The 17,302-nt window shown below is 66.9% G+C and carries 11 protein-coding genes; 5 read left to right on the top strand and 6 right to left on the bottom strand.

What is annotated here, in order from left to right; translation table 11 throughout:
- Positions 1–40: 40 nt before the first annotated feature.
- A complete protein-coding gene (locus tag BM031_RS08525) occupies positions 41–1,090 on the bottom strand; it encodes a DUF475 domain-containing protein (protein ID WP_091873809.1) in 1,050 nt (349 codons plus the stop codon).
- A gap of 159 nt (positions 1,091–1,249) precedes the next feature.
- On the opposite strand from BM031_RS08525, the gene BM031_RS08520 reads away from it, so the two are divergent.
- The 4 genes from BM031_RS08520 (at position 1,250) to BM031_RS08505 (ending at position 10,794) form a co-directional block, all read left to right on the top strand.
- Positions 1,250–1,666: a divergent PAP2 family protein gene (locus BM031_RS08520; RefSeq protein WP_091873806.1), complete on the top strand. Its 417-nt coding sequence runs from the start codon at positions 1,250–1,252 to the stop codon at positions 1,664–1,666.
- Positions 1,667–1,924: 258 nt separating this feature from the next.
- On the top strand, positions 1,925–3,112 hold the full coding sequence (locus BM031_RS08515; protein WP_091873803.1) for an efflux RND transporter periplasmic adaptor subunit: 1,188 nt from the start codon (positions 1,925–1,927) through the stop codon (positions 3,110–3,112).
- A gap of 11 nt (positions 3,113–3,123) precedes the next feature.
- Positions 3,124–6,330, top strand: coding sequence for an efflux RND transporter permease subunit (locus BM031_RS08510; protein WP_091873800.1), 3,207 nt, complete (start codon positions 3,124–3,126; stop codon positions 6,328–6,330).
- Positions 6,331–6,594: 264 nt separating this feature from the next.
- On the top strand, positions 6,595–10,794 hold the full coding sequence (locus BM031_RS08505) for an ATP-binding protein (protein ID WP_177207688.1): 4,200 nt from the start codon (positions 6,595–6,597) through the stop codon (positions 10,792–10,794).
- Between the two features lie 90 nt (positions 10,795–10,884).
- On the opposite strand, the gene BM031_RS08500 is transcribed toward BM031_RS08505, so the two are convergent.
- From BM031_RS08500 to BM031_RS08485, 4 genes are all read right to left on the bottom strand, one after another.
- The gene (locus BM031_RS08500; protein WP_091873797.1) at positions 10,885–11,256 is read right to left on the bottom strand and encodes a hypothetical protein; all 372 of its coding nucleotides are present in this window, start codon (positions 11,254–11,256) and stop codon (positions 10,885–10,887) included.
- 262 nt (positions 11,257–11,518) lie between these two features.
- Positions 11,519–12,505: an NAD(P)H-hydrate dehydratase gene (locus BM031_RS08495; RefSeq protein ID WP_091873794.1), complete on the bottom strand. Its 987-nt coding sequence runs from the start codon at positions 12,503–12,505 to the stop codon at positions 11,519–11,521.
- An 8-nt stretch (positions 12,506–12,513) separates the two neighbouring features.
- The gene (locus tag BM031_RS08490; RefSeq protein ID WP_091873792.1) at positions 12,514–13,275 is read right to left on the bottom strand and encodes a histidine phosphatase family protein; all 762 of its coding nucleotides are present in this window, start codon (positions 13,273–13,275) and stop codon (positions 12,514–12,516) included.
- 123 nt (positions 13,276–13,398) lie between these two features.
- The gene (locus BM031_RS08485; protein ID WP_091873790.1) at positions 13,399–14,799 is read right to left on the bottom strand and encodes an L-cystine transporter; all 1,401 of its coding nucleotides are present in this window, start codon (positions 14,797–14,799) and stop codon (positions 13,399–13,401) included.
- A 284-nt stretch (positions 14,800–15,083) separates the two neighbouring features.
- Between BM031_RS08485 and BM031_RS08480 the strand changes: the two genes are divergently transcribed.
- Complete coding sequence (locus BM031_RS08480; protein WP_091873787.1) at positions 15,084–16,787, top strand: methyl-accepting chemotaxis protein; 1,704 nt, start codon at positions 15,084–15,086, stop codon at positions 16,785–16,787.
- Between the two features lie 82 nt (positions 16,788–16,869).
- Here BM031_RS08480 and BM031_RS08475 read toward each other — a convergent pair whose 3' ends face one another.
- Complete coding sequence (locus BM031_RS08475) at positions 16,870–17,052, bottom strand: hypothetical protein (RefSeq protein WP_091873784.1); 183 nt, start codon at positions 17,050–17,052, stop codon at positions 16,870–16,872.
- Between the last annotated feature and the right edge of the window lie 250 nt (positions 17,053–17,302).

Here is a 17,302-nt window from a genome sequence, read left to right as displayed (position 1 = left end):
TTCTCCCACGGCTGGACAAAATAGCAAAATGCCGAGCATGCTAGGACGGCAGCGCATGCTCCTTGTGCGCAATGCGGCGCCGGTAGCGCACCGACGACCACAGCGACACCAGGATGAAGGCCAGCCCCGACAGCCCGGTGAACCATTCCGGAATGTGATAGTGCACGCTGGCGAACATGATCAGCGCCAGGATCCCGATCGCATAATGCGCCCCGTGTTCCAGGAACACGAATTCCTCCAGCGTGCCCTTGTAGACCAGGAACACCGTCATCGAGCGCACGAACATGGCGCCGATCGCCAGCCCCAGCATGATGATGACGACGTCGTTGGTGATCGCAAAGGCGCCAATGACGCCGTCGAAGCTGAACGAGGCGTCCAGCACTTCGAGGTAGAGGAAGCCGCCGATGCTGCCCTGCGAGATCATCTTGCCCACCGTCGGGTCGTGCTCTTCCTTCTCGAGCAGGGCGCTGAGCCACTGCACCGCTATATAGATGAGCACACCGGTGACGCCGGCCACCAGCACCGGGAGCTTGCGCGCTTCCGGCATCAGCGACATGGCGCCGCACACGGCCGACAGGGTGATCAGGATGGCCAGGCCTTCGGTGCCGTACTTGCCCACTTTTTCCTCGATCCAGCCGAGCCAGTGCAATTCCTTTTCTTCGTCGAACAGGAAATTCAGGAACACCAGCATCAGGAAGGCGCCGCCGAACGAGGCGACTTCGGCGTGCTTCTCGGTGAGGTGGCGCGAATATTCCTGGGGGTTGTCGATGGCCATGTGCCAGACCTCCACCAGGCCGAGCCCGGTCGCGGCCGACACGATGACGAGCGGGAAGATCAGGCGCATGCCGAACACGGCCACCAGGATGCCCACGGTGAGGAACAGCTTGCGCCAGAACTCGTTCCAGCCGCGCAGGACGGAAGCGTTGACCACCGCATTGTCGAAAGAAAGAGACACTTCCAGCACGCCGAGCACGGCCGTGATCCAGAGCGCCTGCAGCATGCCGGCGATGCCCCGGTGCTCGTAGCCCCACCAGCCGGCAAGGGCCATCAGGATGACGGTAACGCCGATCGACAACCGGAAATGCCGCATATCGCCCCCTTGCTAGTCTCGTCTGGTTGAGAGAATATTACCGTTCCAGGTGCCGCGGCGGCGCTACGGATGTCCCTGCATTTGTTCCAACGATGGCCTTGCAAGTGAGATAATTCCCGCCGGCATTAACGCTACACTCAAACCACCTGGATTTCTAACATGGATTTTGTTTACCTAGTTACCCCGGTGCTGACCTGGATGGTGGTCGGCCCGATCAAGTTCCTGATTACCAGCGCGCGCCAGCGCCGCTGGGCTTTCAACCTGGTGGGCAACGGCGGCTTCCCCAGCAACCACAGCTCCGTCGTCACCAGCATGGCCACCCTGATCGCGCTGCGCGAGGGCATGGGCCACCCGGCGTTCGGGGTCGCGGTGACGCTGGCGTTCATCGTGATGATCGACGCGAACAGCTTGCGCCAGCACGTCGGCCGCCAGGCGGCGGCGATCAACCGGCTGGCGTGCGAGACGGCCGGCCACGTCGTGCTGCGCGAGCGCATGGGCCACACGCTGGTGGAAATCAGCGGCGGCATCGCCACCGGCATCGGCATGGGTTTCCTGGTCAACGCGCTGCTGGGCTAGGCATCCCCTGGCGGCAAGGCGCGGAGGAGACACGATGCGGGGCAGGGCGGACAGCACGGACGTCCGCCTGTCCGCAACACCACCGCCTTCCAGTCCGCCTGGAATGCAGCTCGTCGCCAAATATCGCATTTCATCCCTCGATTTCAGCAGTACGCAGGTTCGTCAATTGACGCCCACGGGGCACTAATCGATACTGCGCGCAGGCTGTCCATATCCTTATATTTACAAGAACACTGAGTCCATTCTCTGGAGAACCAAATGCTGCGCAAATCATTACTCGTCCTAGCTATCGCCACGGCGCTCGCCGCCTGCAGCAAGGAGGCCAAGGAGCCCGCCAAGCCGGGCGCGGAAACCTCTGCCAAGCTTGATGCCAAAGGCGACCCGAAGGACAAGCGTCCGTCGCAGCTGCAGGTCGCGCCGGAAGACGTGATGACCATCCGCAGCGACACCCTGGCCAGCGGCCCGGTCGTCACCGGTTCGATCCAGCCCGAGCGCAAGGCCGACCTGCGCGCCGAAGTCTCGGCCGTGGTGCTGCAGGTCCTGAAAGAGAACGGCGAGCCGGTCAAGCGCGGCGACGTGCTGGTGCGCCTGGACGAAACCGCGATCCGCGACAGCCTGGTGTCGGCCGAAGCCACCGTGCGCTCGTCGACCCAGGCGCTGGACCAGGCCAACCGCCAGCTCGAGCGCATGAAGACCCTGCGCGCCTCCGGCATGGCCTCGGCCGTGGGCCTGGACGACGCCGAAGTGCGCCGCAACAGCGCCCAGAGCGAACTGTCGGCCGCCAAGAGCCGCGCCGCCACCGCCCGCCAGCTGCTCAACCGCACCGTGGTGCGCGCGCCCTTCGACGGCATCGTCTCCGAGCGCAAGGTATCAAACGGCGACACCGCCACCATCGGCAAGGAACTGGTCAAGGTGATCGACCCGAACAGCATGCGCTTCCAGGCGCGCGTCTCGGCCGACTCGATCTCTACCGTGAAACTGGGCCAGAAGGTCAATTTCCGCGTCAACGGCTACGGCGAGCAGCAGTTCGCCGGCGTCGTCAAGCGCATCGACCCGGCCGCCAATGCCGTGACCCGCCAGGTCGAAGTGGTGGTCGAGTTTGCCGACAAGGTCCAGCCGAAGGTGGCCGGCCTGTATGCCGAAGGCCGCATCGACGCCCAGGCGACCGAAGCCCTGATGCTGCCGGAAGCGGCCGTGGTGAAGGCGGGCGACAAGGCCTATACCTGGCGCATCAAGGACAAGACCCTGTCCCAGGTCAACCTGGTGATCGGCGCGCGCGACCCGCGCACCGGCAACATCGAGATCAAGCAGGGCCTTGCCGCCGGCGACGTCGTGCTGCGCGCCCCGACCTCGAACCTGAAAGACGGCCAGAAGGTCGAGATGGGCGCCGCGCGCGTCGCCAGTGCGGCCGGCGCTGTCGGCAGCGGCGCGGTGCAAGGGAAATAAGGAAAAATAATATGTTCCTCTCAAATTTCAGTGTCAAGAAACCCGTCGCCACGGTCGTGCTGATCGTGGCGATGATGGCCATGGGCCTGCTGGCCCTGTCCAAGCTCAAGGTCAACCAGAACCCCGACGTCGAGGTGCCGATCATCGTGGTCGACATCCCCTACCCGGGCGCCTCGCCGGAAACGGCCGAGCGCGAGATCACCAACCGCATCGAGAAGCAGATGCTGGCGATCCAGGGCGTCACCGAAGTCAACTCCAACTCCTATGAAGGCGGCGCCTCGATCTGGATGGAATTCGACTTCGACCGCAACCTGATCGAAGCCTCGGACGACGTCCGCAACGCCATCGCCGCGGTGCGCTACAAGCTGCCGGTCGAGATGCGCGAGCCGATCCTGCGCCGCATCGATCCGGCTTCCGAGCCGGTGATGTCGCTGGCGCTGTCGTCGAGCAAGCAGAGCCACGCGGAAATCTCGCGCTACGCCGAAGACGTGCTGGCCGATAAATTCCGCGCCATCGACGGCGTCTCGACCGTCAACGTCAACGGCGCCCTGCGCCGCGAACTGTCGGTCCTGCTGCGCGCCGAGAAGATGCGCGAATTCGGCGTGTCGGCGTCCGACGTGACCACCGCCCTGCGCACCCAGAACACCAATGCGCCGGTGGGCAAGCTGCGCAGCGAGCTGGACGAGAAGGGCATCCGCCTGGTCGGCCGCATCGAGCGCCCGGAAGATTTCTCGCAGGTCGTGGTCAAGCGTAACGGCGACCAGATCGTGCGCCTGAACCAGGTCGCCGAAATCAAGGACGGCTACGCCGACATCAACAGCCTGTCGATGCGCAGCGGTAAGCCGAACGTGGGTATCCAGGTGTCGCGCTCGCGCGACGCCTCGACCGTGTCGCTGGCCAAGAAGGTCCATGCAGTGGTCGAAGAGACCCAGAAAGAACTGCCGCCAGGCACCAAGCTGGAAGTCACCCGCGATGGCGGCGAGGACGCCCAGATGAGCCTGAACAACGTGATCGAATCGCTGGTGCTGGGCGCGATCCTGACCATCTTCGTGGTGTACGTGTTCCTGAACTCCTGGCGTTCGACCCTGATCACCGCGCTGTCGCTGCCGACCTCGGTGCTGGCCGCCTTCATCGCGGTCTGGCTGTGCGGCTTCACGCTGAACTTCATGACCCTGCTCGGCCTGTCGCTGGCCATCGGCGTGCTGATCGACGATGCGATCGTGGTGCGGGAAAACATCGTGCGTCACATGGAACTGGGTTCCGACCGCCGCACCGCGGCGCTGGAAGGCACCGCCGAGATCGGCATGGCCGTGGCCGCGACCACCTTCTCGATCATGGCCGTGTTCATCCCGGTCGCCTTCATGCCGGGCATGTCCGGCCAATGGTTCGGTCCGTTCGCCCTTACCGTCACCTGCTCGGTGATCGTGTCGCTGTTCATCTCCTTCACCCTCGACCCGATGCTGTCGGCCTACTGGGGTGACCCGGTCGACCACCACAAGATCCAGAAGAAGGGCATCGGCAAAGTGCTCGACCGCTTCAACGTCTGGTTCGACCACCAGGCCGACCGCTACAGCCGCGTGATCGCCTGGGCGCTGCACCACCGGCGCTGGATGGCGGCCATCGCCATCGCCAGCTTCGTCGGCGCGATCTTCCTGCAAGCCAAGTTCGGCGGCTCGAGCTTCCTGCCGAAATCCGACCAGGGCACCCTGATGGTCGAGATCCGCGTGCCGGCCTCGTCGAGCGTGGAGTATGCGCGCCGCAAGGTCGAAGCGGCGGCCGAACTGGCCCGCGCCATTCCTGAAGTGAAAGACACCAACAGCAATGCCAACACCGGCGGCGGCCGCGTCTATGTCGACATCGGCAAGCGCAGCGAGCGCAAGCGCAGCGGCGCCGAGATCGCGGTCGAACTACGCGAGAAGGTCGGCCGCCTGGTGGGCGCCGAGTACACCGTGATCGACGACCTGAACGGCGGCGGCAAGCCGGTCCAGATCCAGTTCACCGGTCCGGATTCGCGCAAGCTGATGGAACTGACCACCGCCTACATGGCGAAACTGCGCGAAGTGCCGGGCGCGGTCGACGTCACCCTGTCGGAGCAGGATCCGAAGAACGAGCTGCAGATCGTGCTCGACCGCGGCCTGGCCAACGCCATGGGCATCTCGATCAACGACGCCGCCCAGTCGCTGCGCGTGGCCTTCGCCGGTATCGAAGTGGGCGACTGGGTCGACCCGAGCAACGAGACCCGCGACGTCGCCGTGCGCCTGCATCCGGACGACCGCGTCAATACCGACAGCATCGAGCGCCTGCCGATCGCGGTTGCCGGCACCGGCATGATGGTGCCGCTGGAGCAGATCGCCAGCATCACCATGGGCAAGGGCCCGGCCGCCATCCGCCACAAGAACGGCGAGCGCATGATCACCGTGTCGGCCAACGCCCAGGGCCGTTCGCCGGGTGAAGTGACCGGCGACGCGATGAAGCTGGCCAAGAGTTTCGACTTCCCGCCAGGCTATGGCCTGCAACTGGGCGGCGCCGGCCAGGACCAGCAGGAAGTGTTCACCGCGATGGGCATCTCGCTGGTGTCGGGCATCGGCCTGATGTACCTGATCCTGGTGATGCAGTTCGGTTCCTTCACCGCGCCGCTGGGCGTGATGCTGTCGCTGCCGCTGTCCCTGATCGGCGTGGTGCTGGCGCTCCTGATGACCAAGAACACCCTCAACCTGATGAGCCTGATCGGCGTCATCATGCTGATGGGCCTGGTGGCAAAGAACGCGATCCTGCTGCTGGACGCCGCCCGCGCGCTGGAAAAAGAGGGCATGGACCGCGAGGACGCGCTGATGCAGGCGGGCCGCAAGCGCCTGCGTCCGATCCTGATGACGACCTTCGCCCTGATCGCCGGCATGCTGCCGGTGGCGCTGGCCCTGGGCGACGCCGGCCAGTTCTACCAGCCGCTGGCCATCGCGATCATCGGCGGCACCATCACCTCGACTTTCCTGACGCTGCTGGTCGTGCCGACCTTCTACGACAGCATCGAGATCGCGCGTGACCGCATGTTCGCCAAGTTCAACCGCCGCGCCCTGCGCTACAACGTGCTGGTCGCCTTCTTCATGACCTTCATCGAAGCGATCCTGACGCTGGTGTTCGTGCGCCTGATCTTCCGGAGCATCGTGCGCGTGGGCCGCTTCGCTACCGGCCGCGGCCGGGGCAAGGCGCTGCCGGTGTAATTACCCCGGCTCCTCACCACAAAGCCAGCCTTCGGGCGAATGGTGTTCAGTTAGTTGCAATATGCACGTCGTTCCGGCGAAGGCCGGAACGACGTTTTTACGTTAACGAAAGAACAGGTATAGCCACTGCGGACCGTGGCATCCAAGCAAATTCCGCAAATAATGTAGTCTGTTTGATAATGTATTTCCGAAACAATCACTTACAATAGCCGGGTCCTGCTACCAGCCCCCGCGCCGATGTCCCCTCCCGAAAGCCCGATTCCCATGTTCGATCTGCCTGTCACGGCCATTCCGCAATCCGACCTGAACTGGCTGTCCGGCGGCGGCGACATGGGCGCCCTGATCCGCTCGATGGACTGGTCGGCGACACCGCTCGGGGCCCTCGTCAGCTGGCCGCAAAGCCTGCGCACCACCGTGAGCCTGTGCCTGTCCTCGACCTTCCCGATCCTGGTGTGCTGGGGCGAGCACGACATCCAGATCTACAACGACGCCTACCGCCCGATTTGCGGCGACCTGCATCCGGCCTCGATGGGCGCGCCGTTCAAGGAAGTCTGGGCCAGCGCGCTGCCGGTAGTGGGCGAGGCCTTCGACCGGGCGCACAAGGGCGAGGGCGCCTACATCCGCGACCAGCGCATGTTCCTCGACCGCCGCGGCTACCTGGAAGAAGCCTTCATGACCTTTTCGTTCTCGCCGATCCGCGACGAGTCCGGCGCGGTCGGCGGGGTGTTCCACCCGATTACCGAAACCACCGACCAGGTGCTGGGCGCGCGCCGCACCCAGGGCCTGCGCGGCCTGAGCGAAGCGCTGGCCGGTGCGCGCACCGCAGGCGACATCGGCGTCCAGCTGGCCGCCTGCCATGCCGGCCTGGCCGAGGACCTGCCGTTCCTGCTGTTCTACCAGTTTGACGCCACCACCGGCCAGTTGCTGCTGCGCGGGCGCGCCGGCATCGAGGGCCATAGCGCGCTGGCCCCGGCCACCACACCGCCGGACGACGCCATCTGGCCATTTGCCCGCGCGGCAGCCGCCCGCGCGGCCCAGCGGGTCACCGGCCTGGCGCCGGACTTCGCCGGCCTGCGCTGCGGCAGCTATGAGGAAGCCCCGGATACGGCGGTTCTGCTGCCGGTGATGCTGCCGGGGCAGCAGGAGCCGTTCGGCTACCTGGTCGCCGGCGTCAGCGCGCGCCGTGCGCTGGACGCCGAGTACCTGCATTTCTACGACCTGCTCGGCGCCGCCGCGAGCACGGCGGTGGGCAATGTCGCCGCCTACGAACAAGAGCAGCGCCGCGCCGAAGAGCTGGCCAAGATCGACCGCGCCAAGACCGCCTTCTTCTCGAACGTCTCGCACGAATTCCGCACGCCGCTGACCCTGATCCTGGGACCGCTCGACGACGCGCTGGCCGATGGCCAGGAGCCGCTCGGCCCCATCCAGCGCAGCCGCATCGACCTGACCCACCGCAATGCGCTGCGCCTGCTCAAGCTGGTCAACTCGCTGCTCGACTTCTCGCGCATCGAGGCGGGCCGGGTCCAGGCCAGCTACCAGCCGGTCGACCTGGCGCGCCTGACGACCGACCTGGCGGGGGTGTTCGAATCGGCCATGGCGCGCGGCGGCCTGGCCTACCGGGTCGAGGTGCAGGACCTGGGCGAGCCGGTCTGGATCGACCGCGACATGTGGGAAAAGATCGTCTTCAACCTGCTGTCGAACGCCTTCAAGTTCACGCTCGAAGGCAGCGTGACGGTACGGCTGGCGCGGCATGGCGACGGGGCGCGCCTGTCCGTGATCGACACCGGCGCCGGGATTCCGGAGAAGGAACTGGCGCGCGTGTTCGAGCGCTTCCACCGCATCGAGGGCACGCCCGGCCGCACCTACGAGGGTACCGGCATCGGCCTGGCCCTGATGCAGGAGCTGGTATGGCTTCACGGCGGCGCGATTACCGTCGACAGCGTGGAAGGGGCGGGCAGCCGCTTCAACGTCGACATCCCGTTTGGCCATGGGCACCTGCCGGCCGCGCGCATCGCCGCCGCGCCACAGCCCGCACCCGGCGATGGGCAGCGCATCGGCGCCGCCTTCGTCGAGGAAGCGCTGCGCTGGCTGCCCGACGCCGCGCCGGCGATGGACGCAGCGGCGCCGGTCCCGGATGCAGCGCCGGCGGCGGACCTGGCGCGCCCGCGCATCCTGGTTGCCGACGACAACAACGACATGCGGATTTACCTGCAGTCGCTGCTCGCGCCCTGGGCCGACGTCACCGTCTGCGCGGACGGCGAAGCGGCGTTCGCGCTGCTGGAAAGCGATCCGCCGGACCTGCTGCTCAGCGACGTCATGATGCCCAGGCTGGACGGCTTCGGCCTGATTGCGCGGATCCGCGCGCACGCTACGCTGCGCCACGTGCCGGTGATGCTGCTGTCGGCACGCGCGGGCGAAGAGGCCAAGGTCGAAGGCTTGCAGGCCGGCGCCGACGACTACCTGGTCAAGCCCTTCGCCGCCAGCGAACTGCTGGCGCGCGTACGCGGGCAGGTGAAGCAGGCGCGCGAGCGCCGCCGCCAGGAGCAGGAATCGCTGCAGCGCGACGCCTATTTCCGCTCGCTGGTCGACGCTTCGCCGGCCATGCTGTGGACCACAGATGCGAGCGAACAATGCACCTACCTGAGCCAGCGCTGGTATGACTTCACCGGCCGCCGGGTCGAGCAGGACCTGGGCCTCGGCTGGCTCGAGAACGTCCACCCGGACGACCTCGAGCGCACGGTGCAGACGTATATCGGGGCGTCGGTGGCGCGGGCGCCGTTCGCGCTCGACTTCCGGCTGCGCCGCCATGACGGGGTCTACCGCTGGGTCATCGACAACGGCCTGCCGCGCTTCGACGGCGCCGGCGCGCTGGCCGGTTACGTGGGCACCGTGATCGACGTGCACGAGCGCAAGCTGCTGCAGCAGCGCTTCGAACGCGTGGCGCGGGCCGGCAACATCGGCGTCTGGTATGCCGATGCGCCGTTCGGGGAATTCCGCCTGAATGCCGAGCTGGCCGCGCAGTTCGGGATGGACGGGTGCGACAGCGCGACGGTCGGGCAGCTGGCGGCGGCGGTGCACGCGGCCGACCGCGCCGCTTTCGAAGAGGGTGTGCGGCGCGCCCTCGGCCAGGGCAGCGTGCTGGACATCGAATTCCGCTGCGCCGCCACGGCGCCGGGCGGCGTGCGCTGGCTGCGCGCGGCCGGCTGGTGCGAGCTGGGCGAAGACGGCCAGCCGCTGCGCTTCGATGGCGTCACCTTCGACGTCAGCAGCCACAAGGACGCCGAACAGGCGCTGCGCCAACTGGCCGACGAGCTGGCCATGAAGAACCGCCAGCAAAGCGACTTCCTGTCGACGCTGGCCCATGAACTGCGCAACCCGCTCGCGCCGATCCGCGCCGGCATCGAGCTCCTGCAGGCAGGCGCAGGCGCGGGCACGGGCGCCGGGGCGCGCGACGTGCAGGGCATGATGCGGCGCCAGGTGGACCACATGGTGCACCTGGTCGACGACCTGCTCGACATGGCGCGGCTGTCGGAAGGCAAGCTGACGCTGCGCCTTGAGGCGGTGCTGCTGGGCGACGTGGTCCACGATGCGGTGGAGATGGCCATGCCGCTGGTGAGCGCGCGCGGGCACCGGCTGGCGCTGCGCCTGCCGGAGGCGCCGGTGGCGCTGCACGTCGACCGCCACCGCGTGTCGCAGGTGATCAGCAACCTGGTCAACAATGCGGCGAAATACACGCCCGCCGGCGGCGACATCGCCGTCGATGCCTGGCTGGAAGGCGGCGACATCGCGATCGCGGTCTCCGACACCGGCATCGGCATCGGTTCCAGCGCCTTGCTGCAGGTCTTCGACATGTACGCCCAGGGACAGGCCAGCGACAGCATGGGAGATGGCGGCCTGGGCGTCGGCCTGAACCTGGTGCAGCGCCTGGTGCAGCTGCACGGCGGCAGCGTCGTCGCTGAAAGCCCTGGCGAAGGCAGGGGCAGCCGCTTCACGGTCCGGCTGCCCTTGCCGACAGTGCCTGTCGCGCCCGCGCCGGTGGAATCGCCGGACCCGGTCGTTGGAACGGCGCGAGCCATGCAGCCCGCACCGCTGCACATCCTGGTGGTCGACGACAACGTCGACGCCGCGGAGATCCTCGCGACCCTGCTCGAGATCGGCGGACACCGGGTGCAGGTTGCGCACGACGGCGCCGGCGCCCTGCGCGCCGCCGCCGAATGCGCGCCAGATGTGGTCTTCCTCGACATCGGACTGCCGGACATGACGGGTTACGAGGCCGCGGGCTTGCTGCGCGGGATCGAGCACATGGCCGGGGCAACGCTGGTGGCGCTCACGGGCTGGGGAACGGAACAGGATCGCCAGCGCGCGCGCGCCGCGGGCTTCGACCACCACCTGACCAAGCCGGCGGAGTTCGACGTCGTCAACGCATTGCTTGCGAAAGTGGTCGCGCGCGACACCGGGGCCTGAACCGGCCACAAAAAGCAAAGCCAGCCCTGGGGGCTGGCATTTGCGGATGACGCCGATACGCAACAGGCCGGTTTCCCGGCCGCTGCCGGATTACTGGGTGGTCGGGGTGTTGGCTGCTGGCGGGGTGCCGCTGCCGCTGCCAGCCTGGCCTGCCGGCGGTGGGGTGGTGGCTGGATCCGTGGTTGGCGGCGTGGTCATGGTCGGATCGGTCGTGGTGCCGGTTGGCGGGGTGGTCATGGTCGGATCGGTCGTGGTGCCGGTCGCGCCCGTGCCCGTTGCGCCGGTGCCGGTATCACCCGTGGTGCCGGTGGTGCCCGAGGTGCTGCTTGGCGTGGTCGCCGACGTATCCGGAGTGGTGGTGGTTGCGTCCGCAGCAGGTTCGTTCTTGCGGCATGCGCCCAGCAGGGAGGCCAACACGGCAGCAGTCAGCAGGATTTTTGGTGCTTGAGTCAGTGCTTTCATTGTGTAACTCCTCGTTTACGTCTATCTTGTGCCGCCGGCTCCAGGGGTGAGGCCCGGGAGGCCGGACAGCGCCAGGGTTAGGTCCTCCGAGGGTCCGTGAACCCAGCAGTGGAACCATCAGGGAACCGACGCAATACGCGGCCCCGGTCAGTGCACGATCTGGTGAATGTAGACAGCCAGCTGGGCCGCCGGTTCGCCGGATCGTATCCTGTCGTACTTGTTTCCGCGCTACCGCCTGCGGAGTTGCCGGAGACCGGACACGCTACCCGTCCATTCCCCAGCCCACCGGTGTTGGCCGGATGGTTTCGGTGTCGCCGCCACGTATGCCGGCGACTTGTTCGAGCAGCGCGGGGATTTCCTGCGATATTTCCCGCGCCAGATAACCCAGTGTGCCCATGCGTTCGGCCAGGCGTTCCCCGGCGCGCGCATGCAGCGCCACGCCCCAGCAGGCGGCCTGGTCGAGCGGGGCGCCGCGCGCCGCCAGCCCGGCGATGATGCCGGCCAATACGTCCCCGGAACCGGAGATGGCCAGGCCCACATTGCCGCCTTCATGTTGATACAACGTTCCATCCGGCGTTGCGATGACAGTGCGCGCACCTTTTAATGCGATCACCGCATTCCACGCGCGAGCCGCCTCGACCGCCCTGGGGTCGGGCAGGGCGCAGATGTCTTGCTTGGCGATGCCGGTGAGGTGCGCCATCTCGCCCGCATGCGGGGTAAGGATGAGTGGGCGCTCGAAGCGCATCGGCTGCCCGGCCGGCCAGGCGGCGGGCGGATGCAGCAGCGCGCCCATGGCGCAGGCGTCGAGCACCACGCTGGTGCCGGCCTGCATGAAGCGCGGCAGCAGGGCATGGACCAGTTCGGCGGTGGCCGGCTCGTCGCACATGCCGGGACCGATGAGCACCGCATCGACGCGCTCGGCCAGCCGGTCGAGGCAGGCAAAAGCGGCCATGCTGAAGCCGTCGGTGGCGTGTTCGGCCAGGCCGATGACGCGCGCCTCGGGCATGGCCAGCGCCACCAGCTGGGCCACGCTCTGGCCGGTGGCGATGGTGAGCTTGCCGGCGCCGGCGCGCAGCGCGGCGGTGGCGGCCAGGATGACAGCGCCCGGCATCTCGGCCGAGCCGCCGACGACCAGCACGTGGCCGCGGATTTCCTTGTCGCCTTCGACGGCCGGCATCGCCACCGGCCAGCTGCGCAGCAGGGCGGTGTCGACGTCATGCACGGCATTGGCGTGGAAGGGCGTATCCATGGCGGGATTCAAGCCTTCGGTGCTGCAGGCAGGTCCTTGCTGGCGGTGACAGGGGTGCCGGTCGCTTCGAGCGGCGCCACGAAGTTGACCAGGCGCAGCGCCAGGTGGCCGCCCTTGCCCAGCAGGGGATCGAACTCGTAGGACGTGACCGAGCAGTTGGGCACGTCGCCGGCGCGGTCGAAGTCGAGGATGGACTTTTCGCTGAGGCGCTCAAACAGATAGCGGAAGCAATTGACCGTGACCTGGTGCGCGACGATCAGGACGCGTTCCTGGCAGAACTCGCGGTTCAGGGTGTCGATCACGCTGCGCAGGCGCAGGATGACATCGCACCAGCTTTCGCCGCCGGGTGGGCGGAAATAGAACTTGCCGACGTGCTGGCGCTGCTCGTACAGGTCCGGATACAGGTGGGCGATGCCGTGGGTGGTGAGGCGGTCGAGGATGCCGAATTCTTTTTCGCGCAGCCGCTCGTCGGACTCGACCACGAGCCGGCTGCGGTCGAGCCGCTGCATCATGATGCTGGCGGTGTCAGTGGCGCGGATGTAGGGCGAGTGCAGCACCACAGTGGGCTGCTGCTCCGGCGGCAGCGAGGCGAACCAGGAACCGAGTGCCTGGGCCTGGCGTTCGCCCAGCTCGGAAAGCGGCACGTCGACGTCGCGGTCGGCGATGTCGATGTGGTGGCCGGCGGCGGCTTCGGCAAGGTCACGCGCGACGTTGCCGGCGCTCTGCCCATGCCTGACCAGCCAGACTTCTTGAGGCCACTTTTGTTCCATCACCAGCCCGTCCCTGATATTGACATGACGTCATCATAGACGGATTCGACCGCCGCAACGCGCACGATTGCGGGGCTTCCGGACTCGCTTGCCGCGGCGTCGGAAGCGTCTTACAACGGGCGTTTACACGGCCTGGGTTTCGCTGTCCAGGTTCACTTCCGCGTCGCTCTGGAACACGCGCACATCGGTCTGTCCGAGGATGCGGCTGGTCACGGTGCCGGCGGTAATGGAGCCGCTGACATTCAGGGCCGTGCGCCCCATGTCGATCAAGGGTTCCACCGAAATCAGCAAGCCCGCCAGCGCCACCGGCAAGTCCATCGCCGACAGCACGATCAGCGCCGCGAAGGTGGCGCCGCCACCGACGCCGGCCACGCCGATCGAGCCAAACGCGACGATGGCCAGCAGCGGCAGCAGGAAGCTGGCGCTGTACGGGTCGATGCCGACGGTGGGCGCGATCATCACCGCCAGCATGGCCGGATAGATGCCGGCGCAGCCGTTCTGGCCGATGGTGGCGCCGAACGAAGCGGCGAAATTGGCGATGCCTTCCGGCGTGCCGAGGCGGGCGGTCTGGGTCGCCACGCTCATCGGGATCGAGCCGGCGCTGGTGCGCGAGGTGAAGGCGAAGGCCAGCACCGGGAAGATCTTGGCCACGAAACGCAGCGGGTTCAGGCCGCTGCCGGCCACCAGCAGCAGGTGCACGCAGAACATCAGCGCCAGCGCGCAGTAGGAGGCGGCCACGAAGCTGGCCAGGCTCAGGATGTCCTGCAGGCTCGAGCCGGCCACCATCTTGGTCATCAGCGCGAACACGCCGAACGGGGTCAGGCGCAGCACCAGGGTCACCATGCGCATCACGATCACGTGCGCCACGTGGACGAAGCCGCTGAAGGACTGGAACACTTCCGGCTTCTTGCCGGCGATGCCGGTGGCCGAGATGCCGATGAAGATCGCGAACACCACCACCGCGATGGTCGAGGTCTTGCGCGCGCCCGTCATGTCGAGGAAGGGATTGGCGGGAATGAAGGACAGCAGCATGGCGGGCAGCGAAATCTCCTTGGCTGCCGCCAGGTTGCCCTGCAGGTATTCGCCGCGCGCCACTTCGGCCGCCGACGAGGTCAGGCCTACCGCGCTCAGGCCGAACAGCTTGGCCATCAGGATGCCGATCGCCGCCGCCACGATGGTGGTGGCGATCAGGATGCCGATGGTGAGCGTGCTGATGGTGCCGAGCGAACTGGCGTTGCGCAGCTTGAGGATGGCCTGGACGATCGAGACCATGATCAGGGGAATGACGATCATCTGCAGCAATTTCACGTAGCCGCTGCCGACCACGTCCAGCCAGGCATTGGTGGCCGCGATCTCGGGGGAAGTCGCCCCATAGAAGGCCTGCAGCGCGGCGCCGAGCACGATCCCCAGGCCAAGGCCGGTGAACACGCGCTTGGTGAACGACACGTGGTGTGCCTGCAGGCGATAGAGCAGCACGCAGATGGCGAGGGCGACGAGCAGATTGATCAGGACGGGAAAGTTCATTGGAGCCTTATCAGGGCAGCTAGTGCGCTGCGGAAATCATCGCAGCATTCTATAGCCAAACCGCTAACGCTGCGCGCCGCGCGGGCATCCGCCGCTTGTTCAATATCTTATCGGGGCGACCACGACCGATGCCGGGTTGGCAAGACAGTGTGGCGAAGGGGCGACGAAGCGCTGGGAATATCTCTAAGCTGCTGGTCAATATGCGTGCTGGATGCGAAGCTATTTCTACAATTCAATATATAAACGAGACAACGGCCCGCCCTTCATCTTCTTTCGAGTCCACCATGTTTAAACATCTCACCATCAAGAGTCGCCTGGTCTTCGTCATCGCTTTCCTTGCCGCGGAACTGGTCGCCGGCGCCGTCATCGGCATCTACAACCTGGGCGCAGCCAACGCCGAACTGAAGAATTTGTATGACAACCGGCTCGTCGCGCTGGGCCAGCTCAGCCGCGTCATGCAGCTGATCACCACCAACCAGCTGCTCGTCGCCAAGGCCTCGCACGTCACCGACAGTGCCCAGCGCGTCGCCCTGGTGCAGGAAGTGGACACCAATATCGCTGCGGCCACCGCCACCTGGAAAGCCTACGAACAGACCGAGCTGACCGCCGAGGAAGCCGCGCTGGCCAAGCAGTTCGTGGAAGCGCGCAAGGCCTTCCTGGCCAAGGGCCTGCTGCCGGCACTGGCGGCGCTGCGCACCGGCGACAACGCGCTGGCCGCCCAGCTGGTCACGGGCGAGGCGTCGCGCCTGTTCCAGCCGGTGGGGGCGTCCGGCGCGCAGCTGGTGGAGTTGCAGACGCGGGTCGCGAAAGCCGACTATGAACGCTCGCAGGCCAACTATGAATTCGTGCGCCTGGTCTGCCTGGCGGGCCTGGCCTTCGGCCTGCTGATGGCGGCGGTGATCGGCTGGCTGCTGGTGCGCGCCATCGTGAACCCGATCGAAGCGGCCGTGAAGATCGCCCGCGCCGTCGCGGCCGGCGACCTGACCCAGAAGATCGAGGTCCGTACGCAGGATGAAACCGGGCGCCTGCTGCAGGCGCTGCAGGACATGAACGCCGCGCTGGTGGGCATCGTCACCCGGGTGCGCGGCGGCACCGACACCATCGCCACCGCCTCCGGCCAGATCGCCGCGGGCAACCTCGACCTGTCGGCGCGCACCGAGCAGCAGGCCGGCTCGCTGGAAGAAACCGCCTCGTCGATGGAAGAATTGACCTCGACCGTGCGCCAGAACGCCGACAACGCGCGCCAGGCCAATGTGCTGGCGGCATCGGCCCAGCAGGTGGCAGGCAAGGGTGGCGAAGTGGTGGAGCAGGTGGTGCGCACCATGGGCGCCATCAATACCTCGGCCACGCGCATCGTGGACATCATTTCCGTCATCGACGGCATCGCCTTCCAGACCAATATCCTGGCCCTGAACGCGGCGGTGGAAGCGGCCCGCGCGGGCGAGCAGGGCCGCGGTTTCGCGGTGGTGGCGGGCGAAGTGCGCAACCTGGCCCAGCGCAGCGCCGCGGCGGCCAAGGAAATCAAGGAACTGATCGACGACTCGGTGGACAACGTGCACCGCGGCTCGGAACTGGTGGACCAGGCCGGCGCCACGATGGCGGAGATCGTCCAGAGCGTGGGCCGGGTGACCGACATCATGGCCGAGATCACCGCCGCCAGCCAGGAGCAGACCGCCGGCATCGAACAGATCAACAGCGCAGTGACCCAGATGGACCAGGTGACGCAGCAGAACGCGGCGCTGGTGGAAGAAGCCTCGGCCGCGGCGCAGTCGCTGCAGCAGGAAGCGGCGTCGCTGGCGGAGGCGGTGGGGACGTTCAGGCTGGATGAAGCGGCGGCGGCGGCGGCACCGAAACGCGCGCCGGCATCGGCAGCGCGCCCGGCCAAGGCGCCGGTGCGGATCGCCCCGAAGGCCGCCGCCCCCGCGCCTGCGCGCAAGGCAGGCAAGTCACGGGCGAGCGAGACGACCGAGGGCTGGGAAGAGTTCTGAGTGATGCAGGGTGGACGGCTGCGCCGTCCAGCCAGTGCACGACGGGCTCGGGCCGCGTCGTGCACCAGCCGGCAATTCCTGTTTATTCCAGCGCGATGACCAGCGCTGCCAGGCCCAGGCACAATCCTACAGCCACGCCGACGCGCTGGCGCAGGCGGCGGCCGTTCGACACGATACCCTTTGCGAAGGTGCGCTTCGGCGCCGCCGGATTGCTGCGGTCGACCGTCGCTGGGTGGATGCTTGCGTGCGAGTGTTCGGTGTTCATGATGTCTTCCTTGTGCCGTCTCCGCCGGAGACAGGCGTTTAATAGATAAATGGCGCTGGATTGCTGGCAGCTTGGCCCGGCGGAAATCGCGTTGCCGCGCGCGCCGAGCTCAGGCAAGCAGGGCGGGGCTGGCAGGTTCCGGGGTGTGCAGGCGAGGGCTCGTGGACATGCGTTGCAAGCTCAGCTTAACTTCAGGATTCCGGTCCGTGCGACGCTCCCTTGCCGGGCAAGCTGCACTGATGTTATTTAT

The organism is Massilia yuzhufengensis (assembly GCF_900112225.1).
GTDB lineage: Bacteria > Pseudomonadota > Gammaproteobacteria > Burkholderiales > Burkholderiaceae_D > Telluria > Telluria yuzhufengensis.
The sequence above is the reverse complement of the archived record's forward strand: the minus strand, read 5'-3'. Positions and strand labels throughout refer to the sequence as shown.

Coding starts and splice junctions, on each gene's coding strand:
- BM031_RS08525 (WP_091873809.1), bottom strand. CDS start 1,090: ATGCGGCATTTCCGGTTGTCGATCGGCGTTACCGTCATCCTGATGGCC.
- BM031_RS08520 (WP_091873806.1), top strand. CDS start 1,250: ATGGATTTTGTTTACCTAGTTACCCCGGTGCTGACCTGGATGGTGGTC.
- BM031_RS08515 (WP_091873803.1), top strand. CDS start 1,925: ATGCTGCGCAAATCATTACTCGTCCTAGCTATCGCCACGGCGCTCGCC.
- BM031_RS08510 (WP_091873800.1), top strand. CDS start 3,124: ATGTTCCTCTCAAATTTCAGTGTCAAGAAACCCGTCGCCACGGTCGTG.
- BM031_RS08505 (WP_177207688.1), top strand. CDS start 6,595: ATGTTCGATCTGCCTGTCACGGCCATTCCGCAATCCGACCTGAACTGG.
- BM031_RS08500 (WP_091873797.1), bottom strand. CDS start 11,256: ATGAAAGCACTGACTCAAGCACCAAAAATCCTGCTGACTGCTGCCGTG.
- BM031_RS08495 (WP_091873794.1), bottom strand. CDS start 12,505: ATGGATACGCCCTTCCACGCCAATGCCGTGCATGACGTCGACACCGCC.
- BM031_RS08490 (WP_091873792.1), bottom strand. CDS start 13,275: ATGGAACAAAAGTGGCCTCAAGAAGTCTGGCTGGTCAGGCATGGGCAG.
- BM031_RS08485 (WP_091873790.1), bottom strand. CDS start 14,799: ATGAACTTTCCCGTCCTGATCAATCTGCTCGTCGCCCTCGCCATCTGC.
- BM031_RS08480 (WP_091873787.1), top strand. CDS start 15,084: ATGTTTAAACATCTCACCATCAAGAGTCGCCTGGTCTTCGTCATCGCT.
- BM031_RS08475 (WP_091873784.1), bottom strand. CDS start 17,052: ATGAACACCGAACACTCGCACGCAAGCATCCACCCAGCGACGGTCGAC.